The following is a 22,360-nucleotide window of genomic DNA, read 5'->3' as shown; positions in this document are numbered from 1 at the left end:
GCGACCGTTATTCCTCTCTAGCCGCTTTGTCTGCATCTCCGTCGGGCTCGTCTACCGCGAGCCCGAACTCCCACGCGCTCGCGCCAGACCTCGTACCCCTTCCTCCCGTCCATCACAGTGGACTCGCCCGCCTCGACTCGATCGAGCTTGAGGTTCGTCTCCTCAAGGAGACGCTCACCGACCTCGTCGCTGACGACACCGACTCGAATCGCGTCGAGCACGGCACTTTTCTCCGCCTGCAAGACGCGTCTCTCGCCCATCATGAGTTCCTCGCGCCCCACCTCCGGGTACGCAGCGAGAAGTGCCGGGATGACTGTTCGAAGCTGCCCTTTCTCACGTTCGTACTCCGTCGTGAACGGCCTCGGTGAAACCCTCAAGCGGTGATAGTATTTGGCAACTGTGCTGAATATTGAACACGTATTCAGCTCGGTTCCCGTCTGGTTGGACATGGGCCACTCAGTCACTCGTAACCCTATCCAGCGTGAAAATACTGCCAATACACATGGCTGGATGTCCTGTGTGAGTATGAAGTAAAACGATGACGACAATCTGTCTCAAGCACACCGTCGAGGACTACGACTCGTGGAACGTGGGATTCGACGCCCACGCGAGCACCCGTGAAGAGTACGGCTCCCCGAGAACTACCGCCTGTTCCGCGAGGCCGACAACCCGAACGAGATCGTGATGATGGGTGAGTGGGAGAGCGCGGAGGCGTTCCAGCGGTTCATGGACGAGTCCGACGTCGAGGAGAAGATGGGCGAACTCGGTGTCATCAGCGAACCGGAAGTGTAATTCCTCGAGGAGCTCGAGGCGAAGACCCCCGAGTGACCGCCAGCGTAACCGACCAAACTTGCAGGCTACAGGTCGCGTGCCCATCATCCGTTCGTGATTCGAGTGGGCCAGCACGGGTGCTGCCGATTGTGTCACCCACATAATGGTAAACCGTGTGTGTGTGAAAATATCACCCCTTGATGCAGTCACAGAACGAATGGAGAACACATGTACGACCCGACCCCGCTGCAGGCCTCCACTATCGGATTCGCGATCGACGGCCTGCTGGTACTGGTGCTGGCAATCGTCATGATCTGGCAGATAGTGCGGTTCGTCGACGCGTACGATAAACAGGCGCTCACCGTGTTCGGCGAGTATCGCGGCTTGCTCGAGCCGGGCCTCAACTTTGTTCCCCCGTTCGTCTCGCGCTCGTACACGTTCGACAGGGGCGGGCGCCGGGACGCGACCGGAGGAGAGGACCGGACCACGGCCCCTGCGGAGTTCGTGGGTCCGAATGAGCGCATCCGCCGGTTGCTCCGGGACCACGGCGGGCGGATGTCCCAGCAGGCGATCATAGAGCAGACCGGCTGGTCGCCCTCGAAGACCAGCCGCGAGCTCTGTTCGATGGAGCAGCGGGACGCGATCGTCCGCGCCCCGCTCGGGCGCGAGAAGATCGTCTGTCTCCCGGAGGCCGCCCCGGACGCGATGCGAGCGAGGTAAGCACGAGATGACCGCCCTCGCCAACCGGGTGACCCAGCTCTGTGAGGAGGGCCGGGCCGAGAGCGCCGTCGAACTCGCAACGGCGGTCCTCGGGGCCGATAGCCTCCACTCGGGGCGTATTCAGACGATGGACGTGCCCCGACAGGAGGCAATCACCCGCGACAACTCTCCCGTGACAGCGGATGCCGTCGTCTATCTCCGTGTGATGGACGCGACGAAGGCGTTCCTGGAGGTCGAAGACTACACACAGGGCGATGCGGTCTCGACGGTGCTGCGGGCGAAGTCCGCCGAATCGATGGGCGAGCGCGCGATCATCGACAAAGGAATGGACACGCTCGAAGCGATACCGTCGAGAGGTGGAGTCGCCGGTCTGATCGGTGATCAGGGATATGAGAATGCACTCCGGAATCTGTTCATGAGGAGATACGAACCAGGTGGAATACATCGACGTCCATCGACCATCCAGGAGGGACACGGAATTACGTCTCCGGCCCGAACTATTGGAACAAGGACCGCTTGAATATGGTATCTACACTCGTTGTCGTGGGGTTGCTCGTGGCTGCCTTCGTCGGGTTCAACATCGGCGGGTCGTCGACCGGTGTCGCGTTCGGACCGGCCGTCGGGAGTCGCCTCGTCAGAAAGGCCACTGCCGCAACCCTGTTCACGCTCTTCGCGTTTCTGGGTGCGTGGACGGTTGGTCGGAACGTCATCGCCACCATGAGCGACGGCATCGTTCCGGCGGTGCAGTTCTCGCCAATAGCGACTGTCGGTGTTCTGTTCTTCACCGGTCTGGCACTCTTGCTCTCGAATCTCTATGGGGTTCCCGCCTCGACGTCGATGACTGCCGTGGGTGCAATCGTCGGGCTCGGTCTGGCAACAGACTCGCTCAACGAGGCGTTGATGTTCACGATCGTCTCCGCGTGGATCGTTGCGCCACTCCTCGGATTCGTGACTGGTGCCATCGTCGGCCGATATCTGTACCCCCAGTTAGAGGCCCATATGTCGTTCACGCGCTTCGAGCGGCACCTCATCCAGCTCGATCGCTCGGGCAACGTTCCGCGCCTCCACCTCAATACGAACGCAGCCCCCCGGGACCTCGTCGGCTCGTTTCTGGTCATTGCAATCGCGTGTTACATGGGGTTCAGTGCAGGGGCGTCGAACGCCGCGAATGCGGTCGCGCCGCTCGTCGGCAACGGGTCCATCTCGATAGAGCAAGGCATCTTGCTCGCCGTCGCCGCCATCAGCCTCGGTGGGTTCACGATCGCCCGGCGGACGCTTGCGACGGTCAGTGATGGGATCACCGACCTGCCCATCCTGGCCGCACTCGTCGTCTCGAGCATCGGGGCGACCATCATCACCGTCCTCTCGTATCTCGGTATTCCGGCGAGTCTCGCGGTGAGCACGACCTGCTGTATCATCGGACTCGGCTGGGGGCGAGCGAGTCGCGCCGCCACGCTCGCGGAGATCGCCACCCGACGTACCGAGCGTGAGGTGGCTGCGGGCCTCACCACGGGTGCACTCGCGGCGTCTACGGGGTCAGATGACAGACCGACGAGCCCGACCATCGGCGAGCTGGCGAGTAGTACGGCTGGGGAGCGGACGGGGCGACGGGACAGAGACAGACCGGTTCCCCCGATCGGGGAGGAACACATCGACGAGCTCAGCGCAGAGAGCTTATTCGACCCGGCCGCCACACGCCGAATCTTCATCCTCTGGATCCTGGCACCCTCGCTCTCGGTCGTCGGCTCCTATCTCCTCTTCAGCGTGCTACTGTAGGTGTATCCTGAGTTCAGTAACCAGTCACCACCAGTATCCGTCACCCTCAGACAACAAACACAAAACCAAACACAACCGACATATCGAGAGCAGAGCAGAGCGTCAGTCGATCTGGTTCGATTCTCGAGTATGCACGGTTCGCTCGAACCGCTGTATCCCCTCGTCGCTGCCGGCGACGAACACCTCATCCCCCGGCTCAATTATTTGTGCCCGTACTCGGAGCCGGTGACGACCACTGACAGATGGCCCGATTCTGCACACACAAGTCAAGGATGAGGGGAATCTCTATACTCAATATGACTGAACAGGGAGACCGTCACCATTGGTTTCGGACCACGTTGTACTGTCGACCTTGGTGGTCGTGGGCGGGGTTCTCGGCCTCCTTTTCGTTTTCACACAGCTTCAGTACATCTTGCTCGCGATCGGCCGCCCCACTGCAGCGGTACTGCTTTTCGTCTACGGGTCGGTGGTCAGCGCCTCGGACCTCTATCTTCGCCCGGCGATCATCAACCGGAGCGGGGCGATCAACGTCGGGACCATCGTCGTGGGAATCTTCGGGGGAATCGTTCTGTTTGGGGCAATCGGCCTGTTCGTCGGCCCTGTCATACTCGGCGGCTCGAAGGTCGTCCTTGACCTGTTTGGCCAGGAACGAGCGGACTCGACCGTCGGCCGATAGGGTATCGTTTCCGCCATCGGTCCTCACGTGACCGTGGCCGCGGTACCATCTCCCCCGCCGGCGTCGATCGGTACCCTGCTTCGAGCGGTCACGTCGGTATCGAGAAGGGGGGAGACCAGCCGACCCGGTATCAGTTCGTGGAACCATTCAGTGTCCGGGCAGGTGTTCGGATCAGCAGTGGACACGGCTGGTGTGCTCGTCGCGTAGATGAGACGGTCTGCGTCCACGGATTCGGCGAGGACAGCGCTCACCGCGTCAGTGTGTCGACGAAGAGCGTGGGGGTTCCGTAGGATTGCACCGCTAATCGTGCGGGACAGTACTGTTTACCAGCTGTCCGCCGCAGTGAGGACAGGTGTTCGTGTCGGTGGGATCTTCGATGCCGTCTCCACAATCACGGCATACGTAGAGTGTTGCCTCTGAACCGGGGTTGAGTATAGTTGTCATTTTCTGTTGGTGGTTACCGCACTGCACGTCAGACACCGCCCGGGAGCGGACGCAGTCGTCCGCGTCACGAAGTATCCCGTGACGCAGCTCCCTCGACCAGTGCGGTGAGTGGCAGACAGCTGCGGCAGCCGTAGATGTCGTTCCCGTTGTCCCCGAAGACGCGGGCAAATCGTGACGTTACGAATCCACCGCAACCGTTGCATTCTGGCATTGTTCAGTGACCTGAGAGGACCTGGCAGGGACGGCCCTGTGGTCGATCGTTATCCGCGCCGTCCACGCGCTTCGCGCCCCTGATGTCGTTGGTTTGCCTGTGCAACGTCCTCGGAGGTGGTGTTTTGTCGACCACCCCTCGTGCTCGGTGCCGCGTTTCTCGACGCGGTTGGAACGGGTTTCGTACCATGTGTAATCGATCCGCTGGTGAGCGGACACTGGGACTAACCCGCTCCGACCGCATCAAGTGACGACATTTTAACAATCAGGCGATTTTTGAGTAACTGGGTGACATGGGCGTCGAGAGGACTCCAACGACGGGGCGACTATCAACGCAGGGGTGTGCAGGCATCCATCATCACTCACATAATCAAAATAGTCTCAATTGTGAAAATCGCCACATTTGATGCACATCTACAGAGAGCAATGCAGTATGACGAACCACAGTCTCGATGTGTGTCTCCGGCTCCTCGCCAACCGCCACCGACGCCGGATCATCCACCACTTGCGCCACGAGGCTAGCGGTGCCACGACGGTTGACGAGCTCGTCGACCAGTTACATAGTAGTGGTTCCACTTCCAAAAACGGCCCATTGCAGAACCGGGATGCACTCGCCATCCAACTACACCACACCCACCTGCCGAAGTTAGCAGAGCATGGTATCGTCGAGTTCGAACACAGAACCGGAGCCGTCCGATACCATCCCGACGAACAGGTAGAAACGATGCTCGACTCGCTCCCCAGAGGGGTGTCGCTGCCGAATTCCTGACGCCAATGTCACTCATCGGGAGACGGTGAGTCTTCCCGAGTGATGATTCGATGGTGCCAGCTTCGCCTGGTGTCACTCCGATTCGTGTCGCGACTCGCCCGGCTAGATGTCGACCACCCCATTGTTCTGAAATTTTATATCATAGTCGTCGAACCTGTACGAAGCGATAGTGACTCCGTCAGTAGAATGAAATTCACTGGGAACAAAGAACATAGATAGGGCTCTGGATCGACCGTCTTGTGTAATCGAGTGCCGTGGGACCACGGTTTGCTGCGATTGTGACGGTCTCAATAACCGCTGCGCTCGGGGCCAGCGACGACCAGTCGTTCTCGGTCGAATGGCCCCACAGTGAAAAGGCGTGTTGCCCGTTATCACCCCCTGATTCTTTGACTATCAGGGACCAGATCCGGGAAAGTAGACTACTTTCTGTCGGCCGAACTGTACACGCCTGATGCGGCCTTCGGCTTCAAGCCTGCAGAGGTTTCGACTGACTTTCGACGTGGACCAACCAGTGTATCTGACGAATTCCTGTTGTCTTAGATCCCCGCCTGCGTGCCGTAGCAACGCCAGAATGAACTGATCGACCGACAGATTGTATTCCATAATTATCTGGGCAGGTACTACATCATTGCGGTGGATGAGATTATTGAACGCCTCCCCCAAGCGCTGCTCTTCGCTCCGTGATTCCGTTTCAATGTTAGTTGCGGTGGGGCCTTTCTCGGCCTTCCCACCCTTCGAAATGGTGGTCGTAGTACCTCGGAACAGGCCTTCGAACCGATTTTTCGCTTTACGTATTACATTCATCTGTTTCGTGTTGCAGTCGTTGGTTCAGAATTTTTGTTTCGGGAGGTACGTAGAGAGCGACTGAGAGGTCACTCCTCGTTATCGGTACCGGCGTCTGTGGTGGGATCATCCTGCCGAGCAGAACGAATGCGTTCCCACGGGCTGTCGGTAGCCGCCGAGGATCTGGCCGAGTGGATCTTCAGCACCGTCTGGTCGAGTCTAACTGCGTCTACCAATCGGCGAATGAGCCCAGCAATGAGCCGCCCGACGACCCACCCCTCAAGGAGTATCATCAGTGCCCCAGCAACCCGGGTGAGGTACGTGAGAACCGTGCTGGTTGTGCCCTCACGGATCAGCGGTACCTGTTGCATTATTGGTTGCACAATCCACTATTCGGGTGTCCAGTCATGTAAACAAGCTAGTTTTTCACCCTTGTTTTTGTTTTTAATAAGTGAGTGAATCCTTGCCTGAGAATGTTAGTAGAACGTTTTAGACATGGCCGTCAATTTGGATCTTCCGCGTCAAGTCGCCAGGTGAAGATTGCCTTCAGAACCACGACCAAACTGTTCGTGTCACCATCGCCCCAGATGGCGGTCTCGGAACGTGGATCGGACGGACTCGCGTCCGCACCGTTGACGAGCGCACTCACGAGGGCTTTTCCGCCGTCGACCATCATGAGCCGTCCCGCCGACGTGTCCGACCAGATCCACAGCGACTCAAACATCGTCGCGCCGGGAATCTCCTCCCGAATGCGTTCCTGAACCTCCGTCGACACTCCGGCGAGCCGGATCGAAACACCCCGCTCTGCGGCCTCGCCCAACTCCTCGATAAGGTTCTCGGTCAGGAGGTCCTCGGTGGTCATGTAGACGATTTCCTCCTCCGCACTGGCGAAGAACTCTAGGACTCGTTCCGTGACCGCCGCCTGCCCGTCTACCGTCCAGACGCCGCGCTGCTCGGAACGACGTTCATTGGGTTCGAGTTTACTCAGCGCCGTCTGGAGCCGTTCAGCGCGGTGCTGAAGCTCGTGTTCGAATGTCCGACTTGCGGTTTCAGCGGAGGTCGCCCAGAACTGCTTGGGCGACGATTGGAGGATATCGACGAGTCCCCGGTCGTGTAACTCGTCGATCGCGTCGTAAACTCGAGTGCGTGGCACCTCCGATACTTGACTGACGTCTCTGGCTGTCCCCGTGCCGAGGCTAGCAAGCGCGACAAATGTCCGCGCTGCGTAGGCACTCAACCCGAACCGTTCGAGTTGCTCGATCGCGGCGGTCTGTGGATCCTCGTCTGGTTTATTGCTCATCGATTGGGCTGATGTGGGCCATTGTGAGTCCAGCCACGGAGTGTGGCCGGGCCGGCACGCAGCAGTACGGTGGTTGGGACACAGAACTGGACCACGTACAGGTACAATGGTTGACCTTCACTCGGTATATCTCTTTTGTGATTAAACGAGTGACATCCTATACTCTCGTGTATTTATGCTTCGATGCTGAGAAACCCAGAGCCGCCCCTTGTCACTAATATACTCACAAATCTGTTTGCTGAATTCGCCTATAATGCGGTTCCAGACGCTTATACATCGCATCTCGCCTCTCGTCAACATCACCTGTCCAGAACTGAGTGACAATACCTATCCGTGTCGGGAGCGAACTAACTAGAGAATCACTGGGGAACACCCCGTGAGTTTGGGACACATGACTACTACTGACAGTTTGGAGGAAGCAATCGAAGTCCTCCAGCAACTTGGCTTGAAAGAATACGAGTCGCGATGTTTCGTTGGCCTGTCCCGTCTCCACACGGGAACAGCAAAGCAATTGAGTGAGATGACGGAGGTTCCCCGAACGCGGGTGTACGATGCGATTAGAGTGCTGGAGGCGCAAGGCCTGGTCGAGATCCAGCACTCGAGCCCGCAGCGGTTCCGGGCGGTTCCGCTCGATGAGGCGACCGAGACACTGCGCGACCAGTACGAAGACCGAGTCGATCGACTCCACAATGCGCTGGACTCGGTCGAAATCATCGACGAAGACGGCGAGACACCCGTCCAGCAGGTGTGGGCGATGTCCGGGCGCGACGCAATCGAAAATCGGACGGACCAACTCATCGAGAAAGCGTCCGAGGAAATCGTGCTGGTACTGGGCGACGAGTCTCTGCTGACCGAGGAGCTCGTTGCCAGGCTCAACAACGCCGTTGCCGACGTCGACCTTCTTATCGGCGCGTTGACAGAGTCGCTTCAAGACCAGATCCAGACGTCCGTGCCGGACGCAACGACGTTCATCTCTGGCCTAGAGTGGCTACACGGCGAGGATGTTACTGAAGACGAAACGGCGATCGGCCGGCTCCTTCTGGTCGACCGCTCGACGATCCTCGTGAGTTCGATCATGCCCGGCAGCAAAGAGGAACGAGCAGTCTTCGGCGAAGGGTTCGGGAACGGTCTCGTCGTCATCTCCCGGCGGCTCATGGCCCAGGGGTTGTTGACCGCTCGTGACCCCAAGCCGTGATATCGCGGCGAGCTACTGCTGACTAATCCGTCAGCGGCCGCAACTGTCGGTTGGTTCTCGGTCACATTCGTTATAGGAACGGTCTTCGAGCAGCTGAAGAGTGAGATACTCACCGTTGTCAATCGTGATGTGACAATCGTTGAAAACAAAAGAGAGACGTCCACCCGTCCGAGGTGTTCCGTCGTACCGCCTGTCGAACAACGTATCTAACGCATCCGGATCAACGACGTTCCCTAGCGGTTGAAGCGAGCATGGTTCACAACCAATGAATGCGCTCACCGCTCGTACAACAGCCATACTGACCGATTCCTCCACCCCGAGTTCGTACTCCACGGTTCTGATTCGTACTGGACGAAGAAAGAATCCGTAGTTTTTCACCCAATTTATCAAAACAACTCTCGGATAGGGCATGGATGCGCGTGTTGGCCCCGCTAGGCGAGAGGGGGTCAAATGAAATCTACAGGCCCTGTCACTTCTACCCGGAAGGCCAAACCCGTATTCGTTTCGAAACAGGGGGCCCGATTCGTCACACCACCTATTTGTTGGTGGTACTACCGCCGGCAAGAGAACTCCGAGCACGACGATCACCGACGCTACTCGGTGTTCATGAACAATCGGGAGAGCAGGCACCACCCTGAGCATGGCTACAGGTCGAGCAAGCGAATGAACCACAACCTCGGAGGATGGATTCTACACTTCCAGAGAAGTTGAGACTGGCCGTCTCAGCACAGATCAGTGTAGTGGCCTGTGACCACCCTACGTGGCCGCGGGACAGATGCGGCCGGGTTAGCGGTTCGTGCTCACAGCGGTCGTGTCGATAGCGCTCCGGGCGGCAACCGCGTGGAGTCGAGCAGTCGCTTCTGCGTCACTCGAGTCACGCAGCCAGGCGTCGAGTCGCATGTCGAGGTCACCCAGTACGGTCGTAGTGCGGTCTTCGAGTAGGGTCGTGAGCGCGTCGAGGAGAGGGTCGCGTATCGGCGGCGGTGACTCCAGTAGTACCTCGACGGGCGGCGCGTCCAGGTCGGTGAACGATGCGATGTCGACGGCAGCCGTCGTACCGATTGAGACGGCCGCGAGGAAGTCCTCGACCCCGACCGTTTCGATAGCGGCGAGCCCCTGGGTCATGCGACTCCGGCGTGCACGCTCGAACACCGATGCGTCGCTCTCGGTAGGCGCAACCCGGTCGAGGATGTTCCCAGGGTCGTCGGTCACAGCAAGCTCGCCGAGGAGGCGTGCGAGCGCTCTCCGGTCCTGCCCGGTCGCGTTCGCGGCGGTGTCGACGAGGAGCCCGGGGACTTCGACGCCTGGGTCCGGAAGTGCGACGATGATCTCGCCGAGTGCTCGCATCAGAGGTGCCCGAGCGTCGCCTCTGGGATCGCTCGCGGCAGCCTGTAGCACTTCCACTCCGGACGGTTCAGCGAGCGCGGGGATGCGGACGTACTCGCCGAGTGCACGTGCCTTCATTGTCCGTACTGGTCCCGACGCCTCGCGGACGCTTGCGACGAGTGCATCCGGAACGTCGGGGAGTAACTGTGGATGCGCCGCGACGACCTCACCAAGGGTGTACGTCAGCGCACCCCGACTCCCTGATGTCTCGCCGAGGTTACCGGTGACCCACTCTAGGACGCCCACCGTCTGGTGCGACTCAAAAACGAGCGCTGCACCGAGTGCCCGTGCTGCACTCTGGCGGTCCCAGCCGGCGGACTCATCTACCGTCGCGGCGAGCGACCTGCAGCCGGGCGGAAGCGCGTCGCCTGTGACCGCCGCCGCCTCGCCGAGCGCACGGAGTGACCAGTCCCGGTCAACTGCCGGCACCCCTGCCGGGAGGCCCTTCGTCGATACGTCTGTTGGGTCCTGGTGCGCGCGTCGGACCGCACGACGTATCGCTTCCACAGTCTCGTCGTGGACTGCGAGCCTGGCGACGACGACGTCGGTTGCGGCTCCGTACCACGTGTCGGACCCCACGCCACTTGTCATCGCGAGGCCGATGGCATGGGCGGCCCGCTCGCGGTCCGTTCCAGTCGTTTCGCGAACACGCCGGGCGAGCGCCGGGAACTGCTCCTCGCTCGCGCCGGTCGCAGCGACCCACTCGCCGAGTAGCCGGAGTCGATTCTGGCGTTCGTCGAGCGCGCTCGACACCACGGCCGCCCGGAGTGCTGCGAGCGGCGGTCCACCCGTGGCTTCCTGGTAACGGTGGGCCACACCGAGCGCGTGCGTCACGAACCGCCGGGTGATTCCACGGCTCCCGCGGAGACCGGCCCTGATCTCTCGCCACAGGTCGACGTCGTCGATTTCCCCCGTCAGGACGCGCTCTCCGCGTACCCGTGCCGCTCGCGTCGACTCGTCCGAACCACAAACGGTCGCTGCGGACTCCACGCCCCTGGATTCGACCACGACGACGTACATGCCAAGCACTGCAGCGGCCGTCTCTCGCTCGTCGTCGCTCGCCGCCCTGACGGCCGCCGCCTGCGACGCCACGGCCGTGTCGACGACGGCAGGGACGTGCGCGACCCATTCGCCGAGCGCGACCGCAGCCCGCTCGCGCTCCTGGCCGGTACCCGTGCGTATCTGTCGACGAAGGGCCGCAAGCGGGTGGTCGTCTTCGGCCCCGGCGATCACGCACTCTCCGACGGCACGCACCGCAGCTGCATCGGGCAGGGTCAATGCGGCAACCCGTTCGCAAAACTCCAGCGGAGACGAGGAGAACCATTCCGGATAGCACACAGCCACCTCGCCCAGAAGACGCACGTGACGGTCCCGGGTTTCGCCCGAGGCCGCTTCGACCCGGTCGACGAGTGCCGCCCCAGTTCTCCCGTCTGACCGGACCGAGTTCGCAACGACCTCGCCGAGTGCAGTCGCCGCAGCTACCTGTTTCGGAGCGCTCTGAACGCGCTCCACCAGTGCCGCGGGCGCGTCAGCGACCAGGACTGGGTCCAGCGCGACGCAGCGCCCGACCGCATGAGCGACCTGACGCCGCTCCCGGTCGGTGAGCGAGGCGTCCTCCCTGAGCCGTCGGAGCGGGACGAACAACTGGTCATCGGAAGCGTCGAGTTCGAGACCCGCAGGCGCTCTTCGACTCACAGCTTGGGCGAACGCTCGCGTCGTGGCTGACTCACTTACGAGCAATCGCTCGGTCACCGCCGCAACCGGGGCGTCCTCCCAGACCGACGGGAACACCGGCACCGTTACAGCAAGCAGTTCCGCGACGACGGCCTCCTGCCATTCCTCCGAGGTCTCGCGCTTCTGGAGCCAGTTGACGCCGACGACGACCGCGTCAGCATCGAGGACCGCTCGCACTGCATCCGGTCGTGTCCGCCCGATTGCTGCAAGCGTCCGGAGACAGTGCTTGCGAACGACATCCGCGCTCGTCGCGGTCAACGTCCTCCCGACCGTCGCAACCAGCGTTGACAACGAGTACGAACTTGCCTCGTAGCCACGCACCAGTGACGAGTCGGCAATCGACGCCAGCGTCGCCGCGATGAGTTCGCGATGGCGCTCTCGCAGCCCTGCCACGTAGAGATCGCTCGCCGTCGCGTCTCCATCCGAACCCGCGGACTCTCGGAGTACTCGTTCGAGTGTCGGCACGACCGCTCGCACACTCGATGGTGCGTCCGCTGCAAGGTCCCGTAGTGCTTCTCCGGCATGCACCACATCGAGGTGGTCACCGACCGAACTCGACGGCATGGCACACTCGTCGAGCGTCTCCGCCAGCGTTCTGATCTCGCCCTCGACCGGCGAAGCAATGCCCGCGACGTCTTCCATCGACTCCCCGTCGAAGCACCTCATCGCGGTGGTTGGACGACACTCGTGAAGTCCTTCCCCGCCACCCCGCAGCGGACTCCCAATCTCCTCGCGTGGCGTTGCCGTTCGTCTCGGTCCATCTCGTCGTCCGTACGCACGCAATCCCGACGCTTTAGCGTGATGGTGACCAACCTGACGGTACCCCCGGATTCACATTTCCTGTGGACTCTATTGACGATTTTTCTGCTACTGCCGCCTCGGTCTCCGTGGGTGGCCGGGAGGTATCGGCTACCTGCGAATCGCTGACTGCCACGACTGGTCCGCCCACAGCATGGGGAATTAGGGGCTGTGGGTGACCGTTTCTGCTCTCGACCGGCCCGTTGCGGTGACGCCCGCAACATAGTCTCTGCACATGGCCCTACCTGACGGAGGCCCTCCATGATTCCTCGTTCGCCTCAGCGTTTGCGCGAGTATTAGCGCCTCTGTAGTCGCACTCGTCCTGCCAGCTGCAGCCCGCTGCATCCGGCAGTCGGAGGGGCAACGTCACACACATCTCGAGTTTGGCGACCGGATTGCGTTTGAAACAGCCGTTACAAACAGGGACTGCACATACCCGACAGCGGTGTGTTTCGACGGTATATCCAGCGCTGTTATCCACCGTGTTGCGGTACAGGAGCGGTATCCCGTGTACGGTGCGAACGTGTGTTTAAGTAGAGAGGAACGAGTATCTCCTACCGAACGATGACGGCGTCGAACGGCGAGGGTGACCAGGAGGGGCCACTGGGTGGGTACACGCCCGAGGAACTGGTCACGGAGCTCCAGGCATCCGTCGGCCCCGAGAACCCGCGCAGCGACCTCAAACGTCGGCTTGCCGCGTGCGAAGCCCTCCGAGAGTTCGCGGACGAACAAGCGGACTCGGCGCAGTACTTAGCCGTCATCCTCCCGAGCATCTTGATGGAAGAAGTGGACCGGCTGGTCGAGACGGGGTCCGGGGGAGAGATGGTGCTCGTGCGTGGACTCTCGCTTGACGTCCAACGGACCGTCCTGGCTGTGCTCAACGACGTCACGACCCCATCAGTGTTCGATAAGTTGGACGCGTTCGATGACCCAGCCGTCGAGCTCGCACACCCGGCCGTATTCGTCCTGGCGTTCGAGTTCACTCGCGAGACGACGCGGTTGAGCGCTGCACTGCTTGCGAGTCTGACCAAGTGGCGGCCAGAGCCCGTTGTGGACCACATCACTTCCCGGTTCGATTTCGACGTTGTGTGTCGTGCGCTCGCTGACCTCATCCAGGCTGCCCGGCCGGCACCGATGGCGGCCGAGCAGACCAACGAGACGGTTCGACTCGCGACGCGCTTGCTTGCCGTGCTCCTCGTTCAGCATGCCGACCAACTGTCGGACCCGGAACCGGTCGCAGAAGCACTCGAAGCAGTGGCGAACAGTGACCTCAACCGGACGCAAGCCTACGTCGCCGTCGCGAGCGACGCGCTCCGCGCCGCGCACTCGACAGGCACAGACGACCTACAATCGGTCAGGTCCTTCGAGGCGTTCGTCGAAGCATCACGAGACACGGACGGAGAGCGTCGGATGGAGGCCGCACGGGCTGTGGGTGAGGGCGTCGCCATCGAGCGTCTCGTGACGAGCCACGCATCGCCGGCCGACGCCGTCCTCGAATACATACGCGAGGTCGATGGGTCCGCTCGTGTGGCGGGCGCGCTGGCCGTGGGCGAGTACCGCCTGGCGGACGCGGACTCGCTGACAGATATCCTCCCGAAGTTGAGAGCGCAGGCATCGGACTCCGAGCGCTTATTGCTGTTGCAGGGGAAGGTACGCGCCGCGCTCGGGATACTGGCCGTCGCCGAGCCCGAAAGCTTTCCCAGCGGCATCCAAACGTTCGTCGACCGGTTGGACTCGTCGAATCGGCCGCTCGAACTGGCGGCGATCCGCGAGCTGGGTCGGCTCATCGAAACCGAGGCCGTCGGTCGCGATGGCGTCCTGTCGACGCTCCAGGCAGCGCTATGGTCAGCTGAGGACGATGCGAAAGAGCTCATTGCAGAAGGCTTTGGAGAACTCGTTCTCGAAGTACCAGAACAGATTCCGGACTCGGTGCGTCCACTCACGGACACGTTGGAGGCAACAGACGGGACCATCCGACACCCCTTACTGCACGCGCTCGCCATCGCGACGATGGTTACCCCGGCTACTGCGACGGACCCGACAACGGCACTCGTCGACTTCTGGGAAAATCCCGAAACTTCGCCGACCAACCGCGCGTGGGCGAAACAGGCACTTGGCGAACTCGCAATCGTCGACCGCTCGCTGGTGGACGACGCCATCGAGCCGTTCGTCGAGCACGTCTTCCACGGCTCACTCCTCGGGAAGGACCAGCGGGCGTTCAACACGCGCATCCTCGGCGAAATCGTCGGTTCGGACCCTCAGACCGTCGCTACGGGAATCGACGTCTACGTCGACGCCGTCAGGAGCACAGACGACGAGAACTGTCAGTGGTATGCGCTGGGGGCACTCAGGGACAGCCTCCAGGCGCTCACGTCGGTTGACGACGACGTGGTAGCGCGACTCGTGGACCTGGTTCAGTCCCTGGACCGGCCACTTCGAATTCCCGCCGTCGCGGCCCTTGGTGAAGCGGTCACGATGGTCCCACGACTGGTACCGGACGAGCTCCAGCCACTCCACGCGGCCTGCACCGCTGCGGACGGAAGCGTTCGAAACCGCCTTGCGCAAGCGCTCGGCGAGGCAGTCGCCAGAAATGCGGCGACGCCGGCGGCGCTACGTGAAGAGTATCGACCACTCATCTCACCGGCATCTGGACCGACACGCTGGATTGCGACGCAGGAACTCGGCGAAGTGCTCGCAGCGGCCCCAGCAGCCGCTCCGGCATCGTGCGAGTCGTTGCTCGAACACGCACAGACGGTCCACCGGCTGCATCGACTCTCGGTCACCGCCGCAATCGGCGAAGTCGCGACACTCAGCACGGACGCGGACGAAGACCCGATACCCGTCCTCGAGGCCCACGCCACCGGAACCCGGAAACTCCAAGGGCGCTACCGTACCCGACTGCTCGGTGAGGCGGTCCTCGCGGAAGCTCCCGACGTGCCAGCGCGAGCGAACGACATCATCGAAAGCGTCGGTTTGGACGACCACGCCATCGAACCACCGACGTTCGAGTCAGCAGGGGGGATTCTGCCTGGTACGGGTGACGACTGGCAGGAGTCCAGAATGATACTGGAAGAGTTCACGCAGACGCCAGGCGAGTGGCGTCGCTCTACGATTCTTCGAATGGTGGGGGCGACCGTCACCGAGTCACTCGACGCCTACGTGGCGCGACAGCTCCGAAAGCACATCTACAACGAGACCCCGTATACGCCGGTGGAGTTCTTCTCGGGACTGGTCGAGAATGACGTTCTCGACGCCGTGCAATTCCTGGAGACCGTGCTCGCGGTCGGTAGTGGCCAGGCGGTTGGCGACCTCGACATCGTCCGGATGCGCTCCGAGGACGGATTGCGGCGGTATCTCGACAGCAGCGACCCCGGTCGGCGGGAGGTCCTTGACGCCGTCGCTCGCGCTCTCGAAAGACGACCAGATGCCGAGGATGCGGCGAGGATTCGACGCCAGATCCAGACCTTCCTCACGGAAGCGGACGACATCCCAACTGCAACACGGTTGATGGCCATCGATGTCCTCACTGCTTCACAGACACGCGCCGCCGACGCACTCTAGCCGACACACGATGCGGTGTCGACCAGCGACCTGGCCGTCAGTGACCGCCACGCTACGCCACCGGCCAGGGCCTGCGGTCGTCGGTCAGTCCTCGTCGTCGGTTTCTGGGCCCTCGATGCTCGAGCTGTCGGGTTCCTTGGGGTATCCGTCGTGTGGGACAACGCCGTCGTGACAGCAGTTCCACGCCCGCATCGACGCCACGTACCGCAGCTCGGTCTCGCCAGCGAGTAACCACAACTCGTCCATGCTAGTTCGTGGTACGTACGGCAACTGGCGCACAGTGCCTGGCACTTGGCCGGCTTCCGGTCGTACGGCCAGCTGTCCTTGCGGCCATCGTACTTGACGCGGACGGTGGTCACAACCTCATCGAACCGGATGTTCGACATGTCTCAGGCCCAAGTCGTAGATTGCGGTGCGGTTGGCTGTTCACGGCTGTCGTGCCACGAATCGATCGGTACCGAATCGGTCTGCATACCCTGTTCGAGGGCGGCCAGGCAGCCGACACTACTGTTGGATGCTCGACCCAACGTTGGGTTCAAGTGCGAGCGGAAAGCGCCGGTGACCGCTCCCTGGTTCGAAATCCGAGACGGCGTGTACTGTCGCCCGGAGGTCGCCGTGGAGGCGCTGGACGCGAAGCGCGGTCGCCGAAATCGCGGTCATCATCGAGTACAGCTTGCCTTCGGTGTAGCTGTGCGGGACGTATGCCTCGAGAATGACCGCTGGGTCCGCAACGGGCCTGACGTACTCGCTCGCGTGAATGCTCGCGATGGTCTCGTGTGCGGAAGAAAGAGCTTCGACGAACCCATCCTCGCTCGCTTCACCGGAGCCGTCGAGGGCGTGGTCGAGTCCCTGGTAGAGGACGAGATGAGCGGCCGAAGCGTCCCCCGGGCTCGGGAGCTGGCAGTATAGCTCCGCGTCAGTCAAGAGGTGCGTCAACTGGAGTTCGGCGACGGCGGTTGGTTCGGCCGCGGTTGCAGCGACGCGGCTCGGCCTGACATGGCCGTCGATCGAGTCCCACGGGCAGTCGTCGACGAGGTGTTCGATGATGGTGCGGTAGAACGCCGAATCGTGCGGTTCGCGATGCATGAATGACTCATGTGGGCCTCTGATAGCAGTCCGTTTAGGTCGCTACGTGCACCTACAGGCCGTGTAGCACCTCGCAGTGGTGACCCACCTGCTGGCGTTACAGGAGTTGTGCATCGCCGGCCCCCACTATGCGTTCACTCGATGTCGTTCGAGTAAGATGACGCCCGCGACGCCGGACATTCGAATAGCCCGACCATCGCGATCCCGGATCACCCACGCGGAGGTGGGTCGATGACGGCCGAAGAGGCGTCCGACGCGGCCGTCGACGCGGTCGTCGACGGCTGGCAGGAACAACTCCTCGATTTGACGCGGCGGAACACGCTCGTGGACTTCACGCCGACAAAGACGAAGTCGCTCCCGCTGGTCGCGACGGCTGAGCCGGTCGTCGACCGCCTCCGCGAGACGGGCACGGTCGAACTCGCGAAGGCACCCCACGAGTCTCCACCGGAGACGGCTCGAACGGACCCGACTTCGGTCCGCGAATCCGCTGGGCCAGCCGCGGCGATTGCCCTTCGAGCGCCTGAGGTGGCCGAGGAGTCCCTCGACGCCATCGAGCACTATCACCGCCAGTACCTCCGCGAGCGTGGTGCGGACACGCTGTTCCTGTCTGTCGGCCGTCTCACATGGACCGCATCCGGTGACACCGACCCCTACGAGTCTCCGCTGTTCCTCCTGCCGGTCGAACTCGAACACCGGCCAGAGACAGTCGAGGACGTCCACGCGCACGTCGTAACGTACGACCGTGCTCCACTCATCGTGAATCCAGCGCTTCGGCGGAAGCTCCAGACAGAACGTGACCTCGACCTTCCCGCCGACGGCGACGTCGCCGTCGATGACCTCAACGAGGCGTTCGACACCTTCGCCTGCATCGCCGACTCGTTCCCTGACTGGGATGTCTCCCGCGAGCTCGCGGTCTGTATCTTCGACTTCGCGACCGTCAGCCTCTACGAGGACCTCGACCGGAACCGGGACACTATCACGAGTGACCCGCTCGTTCGCGCCATCGCCGGTGACACCGAGGCTCTCGGCGCCCTCGCGGACGACGCGGCGATGAGCGACCGAGTGACCGCCGAAGGAGTCGACCGGCAGTGTCAGGTGCTGGAGGCGGACCCGTCACAGCGGGCCGCCATCGACGCGGCACTGGACGGCAGGAGCTTCGTCCTCCAGGGCCCACCGGGCACAGGGAAGAGCCAGACGATCGCGAATATTGTCGCGGCGAAGCTCGCACGCGGCGACCGTGTACTGTTCGTCAGCGAGAAGCAGGCCGCGCTCGACGTCGTCCGGTCGCGACTAGCTGAGGTCGGTCTGGCACGGTTCTGTCTCGAAGCGCACGGCCAGCACGCCACCAAATCGAACGTGTTGGACGCGCTCGGCCGCGAGCTGCGCTCCGACCGTGCCGACTCACCGGCGGGCCGGAACGCGTGCCGCGAGCGCCGCGACGACGCGGCCGCCACCCTCGACGACCACGCACAGCGATTGACGACGCCACCCGATGGGTTCGCGGTCACACCCTACGAAGCGCTCGGCATCGTCGCCGCCGGCCGCGACGAACCTCGCGTCGACATAGACATCGACGACCCGCTCGCCGTGGGACAGAACGCAGTCGACGACGCCATCGCCGCACTCCGTGAGGTGGCGGCGTTCGACGACGCACTCGAGAACTTCGCGACCCACCCATGGCGGGGGGCGACAGTCGACGAATGGCGCGTCGACACGCGCGAGCGTGTCGCCGACGCTATCGAGGACCAGCTTGCCGCTGTCGACGCGATGTGCGACCTCGCGAACCGGCTGGCGTCGACCGTCGGTGTCGATCTCCGAGACGCGACCAGGTTCGAGGATGTCGAGCGCGCGCTCGCGACGCTGGCCGACGCCCCCGTCGACTCGCTTCCGCCAGCGCTTCTCGACGCCGCGTTCTACACGCCTGACGGCCCCGTCGCCACCCTGGCCGCAGCGCACGTCGAACGGGCCGACCACGAATCCCACCTCCGCGAACGATACGCGTCCAGCATCTTCGACGAGGACGGGCGCGAACTCCACGAATCCCTCTGCGCGTACGGACGGCTGCGGTACGTCCGCCCGAGCTACCGGCGACTCAAGCGCCGGCTCACCAGTCACGCACGCAACGGCTACACGCCGGACCTCGCGGCGCTCCGTGAGGACGCCCGTCGGCTCCGCGCGCTCCAGTCACTCGAAGACACTATCGCCGAGATGGACGTCGACACGCGCTACCTCGTGCCGTTCGCGGACGGGACCGACATGGACACCGAGCACACGCAGGACGGCCTCGATGGTGCGCCCCTGCAGGAGAACATCGACTGGCACCGGGTGCAGGGCGTCGCGGACTGGGTGCGCGTGCTCGCTGACACTGGCGTCGTCGACCCCGCGACCGCCAGCGGTGGCCTGGACGCGAACGCGTTCGATGCCGTCGACGACCTGCGTGAGGCGCTCGCCATCCACCGCGAACGCTTCCAGGCCGCCCGTGACGAACTCGCGTCGTTCGTCGCACTCGACGAACTGGACGCCGACGGGACAGCGTTTCCCGCCGCGGCGTGGAGCGCCCAGCGCGACGTCCTCGAAACCCTTCGCGAGAACCTCGACCGGCTTCAGGACTGGGTTGCCTTCCAGGCCGCCCGCAGCCGCGTCGCCGACACGATCGCTGGCGACTATCTCGACGCTTTCCTCGCGGCCGGGCACGACCCCACCCACCTCGTCAGTGCGTTCGAGCGCGAGTTCTACCGCCACTGGCTGAACGCCCTCTACGACGAGACGGACCTCGACACGTTCAACGCCGAGACGTACACACACCACCTCGCGACGTACCGCGAAACCGACGACGCGCTCCGGGACCATGACGCCACGGCCGTCCGCCACGCCGTCACGAGCCGACGCCCCAGCGTCGAGCTCGAACACGCCGATAGCGCCGCGCAGGTCGTCCTGAAGCGCGAACTCGGGAAGGCCCACCACCAGCGCCCGCTCCGTGAACTGTTCGCGGACGCCGGCGAAATCATCCAGCAACTCAAGCCGTGCTTCATGATGAGTCCCCGCACTGTCGCCGAATCCCTCGCGCTCGACGCCATCGAGTTCGACACCGTCATCTTCGACGAGGCGAGCCAGATACCGCCCGCGAAAGCCGTGAGCGCACTCGTCCGCGCTGATCAGGTCGTCGTCGCTGGGGACGCCAACCAGCTCCCACCGACGTCGTTCTTCGAGACCGACCTCACCGACGACACTGGCGGCCGCACTGACCTCGAGAGCATCCTCGACGAGGCCGCGGCCGTACTCCCCGAACAGTACCTCACGTGGCACTACCGGAGCGCCGACCCGTCGCTCGTCTCGTTCTCGAACGACCGTTACTACGACGGTCGACTCCGGACGTTCCCCACGCCAGCCACCGGCGACGCGAGTACAGGCCTCGAGTTCGAGTACGTCCCCGACGGCGTCTACGACCGCGGCGACACCAGACAGAACGAGCGCGAGGCCGAGCGAGTCGTCGACATCGTCGCCAGCCACGCCGAAGCGCGCCCCGACGAGACCCTCGGTGTGGTTGCATTCAGTCGCGCCCAAGAGCGCGCCATCCGCGACGCGCTCGCCGACCGACGCCGTGAGAACCCCGCGCTCGATGCATTCGTCGACCGCGAGGACGTTCAGGAGGGGTTCTTCGTGAAAAGTCTGGAGGTCGTCCAGGGTGACGAACGAGACCGGATCGTGTTCAGTGTCGGGTACGGCCCGGACGCGGACGGTACCGTAACCGCGAACTTCGGCCCGCTGAACCAGAGCGGGGGGCACCGCCGCCTGAACGTCGCCATCACGCGCGCTCGCCGCCAGGTCACCGTGGTGTCCTCGCTCCAGCCCGAGGACATCGATGCAACCGACGCCACGCACCGCGGCGTCGCGGATTTCAAACGCTACCTTGCGCACGTCCGCGACCAGGACCCTGACGCCGTTACGCCCACCAGCGCTGGCGGGTCGTCGACGAGCGACACGACGTTCGACTCGCCGCTTGCTCGCGACGTCTACGAGACGCTCACCGATGCGGGATTCGACGTCGACACCGACCTCGGCACCGCGGGGTACGTCCTCGACATGGCGATACGCGACCCCGCCGCCCCCGACCAGTACGCGCTCGGCATCGAACTCGACGGTTCAGCGGCACGACACGCCGCCAGCACCCGAGACCGAGAGCGCCTTCGCCAGCTCGTGCTCGCAGACCGCGGCTGGGACGTCCACCGCGTCTGGGCACCGGCGTGGACGACCGACCCCGACCGCGAACTCGACCGCATCTGCGACCTCGTTCATGGCAACGCCGACCCCGACCCTGTGGTCGACGAGACGCCACCTGCACATCCGCCAAGCGACCGTGAGTGCACCGCCAATACCGCCACCGACCTAGCCCGCGAGGGGGCCGACTCGCACCCCGTCCAGTCCGATGGCGGCGACCCATTCGACACGTACGAACCGCCCACAGTCCCCGACCTCGACGGCGACGCTCTGGGTGTTCCACCGCGTGAAGTCCAGCGTGGATTCCTCGCGATAGTCGCCGACACCGGCCCCGTGGCCGAGATGTCCGCCTACCGTGTCCTCGCCGAGGCGCTCGAAGCCGACCGGCTCGACGCAGACCTCCGCGAGCGCCTCGCGGACCAGGCCCAGGCGGTCGCCGACGCTGGCCACCTCTACATCAACGACGGCTTCCTCTGGCCACCGCGGGACGCCGCCGAGATTCCGCTCCGTGAGCACCACGGCGACGACCGCCGGGAGGTCACCTCGATTCCTCGCGCGGAGCTCGCGAAAGCCTCCTACGTGCTGCTCGTGAATGGCGGTGCCATGACTCGCAGCGACCTCGTCCTCGAAACCACACGGCGGTTCGGCTACGAGCGCGTTGGGGCCCGCATCGAGGAACGGCTCGAGGAAGCCATCGACCACCTCATCGACCTGGAGGCTGCCACAGACGAGGACGACCGCATCGAAGCAAATCACAACATCGACGTCGACGCCGCGCTCGAATCGGCCGTGTACCAGTGACGCTCGGAGGAGATCCAGACGAAGGGCGCCAGTTTGTGGCGGGGTGCTTACAGCGTTCGTAGGATGTCACACGTTCATACGGTGGGCGGCGGCGACAACTCGAATATGGACCAGGACCACTTTGACGCGTTC

Annotated in this window: 18 protein-coding genes and 2 pseudogenes; 10 read left to right on the top strand and 10 right to left on the bottom strand. The window is 63.1% G+C overall.

The genetic code is table 11. The annotated features are described in order from the left end of the window. Positions 1-17: 17 nt before the first annotated feature. Positions 18-449 carry a hypothetical protein gene (locus ACSC1S_RS21095; RefSeq protein WP_435366045.1) on the bottom strand — a complete coding sequence of 144 codons (432 nt, stop codon included), beginning with the start codon at positions 447-449 and terminating at the stop codon, positions 18-20. Between the two features lie 199 nt (positions 450-648). On the opposite strand from ACSC1S_RS21095, the gene ACSC1S_RS21090 reads away from it, so the two are divergent. The 6 genes and pseudogenes from ACSC1S_RS21090 to ACSC1S_RS21065 all read left to right on the top strand — a co-directional run bounded on the left by ACSC1S_RS21090 (position 649) and on the right by ACSC1S_RS21065 (position 3,943). After that, entirely contained in the window at positions 649-792 is a 144-nt protein-coding gene (locus ACSC1S_RS21090; protein WP_435366154.1) for an antibiotic biosynthesis monooxygenase, read from the top strand. A 207-nt stretch (positions 793-999) separates the two neighbouring features. Further along, positions 1,000-1,215: pseudogene (locus ACSC1S_RS21085) on the top strand (SPFH domain-containing protein); the annotation flags it as partial. 60 nt (positions 1,216-1,275) lie between these two features. Then, positions 1,276-1,491 carry a helix-turn-helix transcriptional regulator gene (locus ACSC1S_RS21080; RefSeq protein ID WP_435366153.1) on the top strand — a complete coding sequence of 72 codons (216 nt, stop codon included), beginning with the start codon at positions 1,276-1,278 and terminating at the stop codon, positions 1,489-1,491. Between the two features lie 115 nt (positions 1,492-1,606). Next, a pseudogene (locus ACSC1S_RS21075) lies at positions 1,607-1,837 on the top strand (SPFH domain-containing protein); the annotation flags it as partial. Between the two features lie 176 nt (positions 1,838-2,013). Continuing rightward, the gene (locus ACSC1S_RS21070) at positions 2,014-3,267 is read left to right on the top strand and encodes an inorganic phosphate transporter (RefSeq protein WP_435366044.1); all 1,254 of its coding nucleotides are present in this window, start codon (positions 2,014-2,016) and stop codon (positions 3,265-3,267) included. A 352-nt stretch (positions 3,268-3,619) separates the two neighbouring features. Then, the gene (locus ACSC1S_RS21065; RefSeq protein WP_435366043.1) at positions 3,620-3,943 is read left to right on the top strand and encodes an AI-2E family transporter; all 324 of its coding nucleotides are present in this window, start codon (positions 3,620-3,622) and stop codon (positions 3,941-3,943) included. 23 nt (positions 3,944-3,966) lie between these two features. Here the strand turns inward: ACSC1S_RS21065 and ACSC1S_RS21060 are convergent, their stop codons facing one another. Beyond that, the gene (locus tag ACSC1S_RS21060) at positions 3,967-4,236 is read right to left on the bottom strand and encodes an amino acid kinase family protein (protein ID WP_435366152.1); all 270 of its coding nucleotides are present in this window, start codon (positions 4,234-4,236) and stop codon (positions 3,967-3,969) included. Positions 4,237-4,451: 215 nt separating this feature from the next. Continuing rightward, the gene (locus ACSC1S_RS21055; RefSeq protein ID WP_435366042.1) at positions 4,452-4,598 is read right to left on the bottom strand and encodes a DUF7563 family protein; all 147 of its coding nucleotides are present in this window, start codon (positions 4,596-4,598) and stop codon (positions 4,452-4,454) included. A gap of 432 nt (positions 4,599-5,030) precedes the next feature. On the opposite strand from ACSC1S_RS21055, the gene ACSC1S_RS21050 reads away from it, so the two are divergent. Then, positions 5,031-5,366, top strand: a complete 336-nt coding sequence (locus ACSC1S_RS21050) for a DUF7344 domain-containing protein (RefSeq protein ID WP_435366041.1) — start codon at positions 5,031-5,033, stop codon at positions 5,364-5,366. 393 nt (positions 5,367-5,759) lie between these two features. On the opposite strand, the gene ACSC1S_RS21045 is transcribed toward ACSC1S_RS21050, so the two are convergent. From ACSC1S_RS21045 to ACSC1S_RS21035, 3 genes are all read right to left on the bottom strand, one after another. Further along, the gene (locus tag ACSC1S_RS21045) at positions 5,760-5,969 is read right to left on the bottom strand and encodes a helix-turn-helix transcriptional regulator (RefSeq protein ID WP_435366151.1); all 210 of its coding nucleotides are present in this window, start codon (positions 5,967-5,969) and stop codon (positions 5,760-5,762) included. Between the two features lie 269 nt (positions 5,970-6,238). After that, positions 6,239-6,520 carry a mechanosensitive ion channel family protein gene (locus ACSC1S_RS21040; protein ID WP_435366040.1) on the bottom strand — a complete coding sequence of 94 codons (282 nt, stop codon included), beginning with the start codon at positions 6,518-6,520 and terminating at the stop codon, positions 6,239-6,241. A 131-nt stretch (positions 6,521-6,651) separates the two neighbouring features. Continuing rightward, positions 6,652-7,449 carry a TrmB family transcriptional regulator gene (locus ACSC1S_RS21035; RefSeq protein ID WP_435366039.1) on the bottom strand — a complete coding sequence of 266 codons (798 nt, stop codon included), beginning with the start codon at positions 7,447-7,449 and terminating at the stop codon, positions 6,652-6,654. 391 nt (positions 7,450-7,840) lie between these two features. Here ACSC1S_RS21035 and ACSC1S_RS21030 point away from each other — a divergent pair, with 391 nt between their 5' ends. Continuing rightward, positions 7,841-8,644 carry a TrmB family transcriptional regulator gene (locus ACSC1S_RS21030; RefSeq protein ID WP_435366038.1) on the top strand — a complete coding sequence of 268 codons (804 nt, stop codon included), beginning with the start codon at positions 7,841-7,843 and terminating at the stop codon, positions 8,642-8,644. A gap of 30 nt (positions 8,645-8,674) precedes the next feature. Here ACSC1S_RS21030 and ACSC1S_RS21025 read toward each other — a convergent pair whose 3' ends face one another. Further along, positions 8,675-9,055: a HalOD1 output domain-containing protein gene (locus ACSC1S_RS21025; RefSeq protein WP_435366037.1), complete on the bottom strand. Its 381-nt coding sequence runs from the start codon at positions 9,053-9,055 to the stop codon at positions 8,675-8,677. 375 nt (positions 9,056-9,430) lie between these two features. After that, complete coding sequence (locus ACSC1S_RS21020) at positions 9,431-12,406, bottom strand: hypothetical protein (protein ID WP_435366036.1); 2,976 nt, start codon at positions 12,404-12,406, stop codon at positions 9,431-9,433. A gap of 720 nt (positions 12,407-13,126) precedes the next feature. Here ACSC1S_RS21020 and ACSC1S_RS21015 point away from each other — a divergent pair. Continuing rightward, complete coding sequence (locus tag ACSC1S_RS21015) at positions 13,127-16,123, top strand: hypothetical protein (protein WP_435366035.1); 2,997 nt, start codon at positions 13,127-13,129, stop codon at positions 16,121-16,123. Between the two features lie 84 nt (positions 16,124-16,207). Here ACSC1S_RS21015 and ACSC1S_RS21010 read toward each other — a convergent pair whose 3' ends face one another. Together ACSC1S_RS21010 and ACSC1S_RS21005 are read right to left on the bottom strand one after the other, a co-directional pair. Next, positions 16,208-16,369 carry a hypothetical protein gene (locus ACSC1S_RS21010; protein WP_435366034.1) on the bottom strand — a complete coding sequence of 54 codons (162 nt, stop codon included), beginning with the start codon at positions 16,367-16,369 and terminating at the stop codon, positions 16,208-16,210. A 258-nt stretch (positions 16,370-16,627) separates the two neighbouring features. After that, on the bottom strand, positions 16,628-17,209 hold the full coding sequence (locus ACSC1S_RS21005; protein WP_435366033.1) for a hypothetical protein: 582 nt from the start codon (positions 17,207-17,209) through the stop codon (positions 16,628-16,630). Positions 17,210-17,440: 231 nt separating this feature from the next. Here ACSC1S_RS21005 and ACSC1S_RS21000 point away from each other — a divergent pair, with 231 nt between their 5' ends. Next, positions 17,441-22,228 carry a PDDEXK-like endonuclease domain-containing protein gene (locus ACSC1S_RS21000; RefSeq protein WP_435366032.1) on the top strand — a complete coding sequence of 1,596 codons (4,788 nt, stop codon included), beginning with the start codon at positions 17,441-17,443 and terminating at the stop codon, positions 22,226-22,228. Positions 22,229-22,360: the final 132 nt, after the last annotated feature.

Origin of the sequence: Haloarchaeobius pelagicus (genome assembly GCF_051207375.1) — an archaeon.
Lineage (GTDB): Archaea > Halobacteriota > Halobacteria > Halobacteriales > Natrialbaceae > Haloarchaeobius.
This window is presented reverse-complemented; position numbering and strand designations above follow the sequence as displayed.

Excerpts from the sequence above, each read along its gene's own strand:
- ACSC1S_RS21095 (WP_435366045.1), bottom strand. The coding sequence starts at position 449 with ATGTCCAACCAGACGGGAACCGAGCTGAATACGTGTTCAATATTCAGC.
- ACSC1S_RS21070 (WP_435366044.1), top strand. The coding sequence starts at position 2,014 with ATGGTATCTACACTCGTTGTCGTGGGGTTGCTCGTGGCTGCCTTCGTC.
- ACSC1S_RS21055 (WP_435366042.1), bottom strand. The coding sequence starts at position 4,598 with ATGCCAGAATGCAACGGTTGCGGTGGATTCGTAACGTCACGATTTGCC.
- ACSC1S_RS21050 (WP_435366041.1), top strand. The coding sequence starts at position 5,031 with ATGACGAACCACAGTCTCGATGTGTGTCTCCGGCTCCTCGCCAACCGC.
- ACSC1S_RS21045 (WP_435366151.1), bottom strand. The coding sequence starts at position 5,969 with ATGGAATACAATCTGTCGGTCGATCAGTTCATTCTGGCGTTGCTACGG.
- ACSC1S_RS21040 (WP_435366040.1), bottom strand. The coding sequence starts at position 6,520 with ATGCAACAGGTACCGCTGATCCGTGAGGGCACAACCAGCACGGTTCTC.
- ACSC1S_RS21035 (WP_435366039.1), bottom strand. The coding sequence starts at position 7,449 with ATGAGCAATAAACCAGACGAGGATCCACAGACCGCCGCGATCGAGCAA.
- ACSC1S_RS21030 (WP_435366038.1), top strand. The coding sequence starts at position 7,841 with ATGACTACTACTGACAGTTTGGAGGAAGCAATCGAAGTCCTCCAGCAA.
- ACSC1S_RS21025 (WP_435366037.1), bottom strand. The coding sequence starts at position 9,055 with ATGCCCTATCCGAGAGTTGTTTTGATAAATTGGGTGAAAAACTACGGA.
- ACSC1S_RS21020 (WP_435366036.1), bottom strand. The coding sequence starts at position 12,406 with ATGGAAGACGTCGCGGGCATTGCTTCGCCGGTCGAGGGCGAGATCAGA.
- ACSC1S_RS21015 (WP_435366035.1), top strand. The coding sequence starts at position 13,127 with ATGACGGCGTCGAACGGCGAGGGTGACCAGGAGGGGCCACTGGGTGGG.
- ACSC1S_RS21010 (WP_435366034.1), bottom strand. The coding sequence starts at position 16,369 with ATGGACGAGTTGTGGTTACTCGCTGGCGAGACCGAGCTGCGGTACGTG.
- ACSC1S_RS21005 (WP_435366033.1), bottom strand. The coding sequence starts at position 17,209 with ATGCATCGCGAACCGCACGATTCGGCGTTCTACCGCACCATCATCGAA.
- ACSC1S_RS21000 (WP_435366032.1), top strand. The coding sequence starts at position 17,441 with ATGACGGCCGAAGAGGCGTCCGACGCGGCCGTCGACGCGGTCGTCGAC.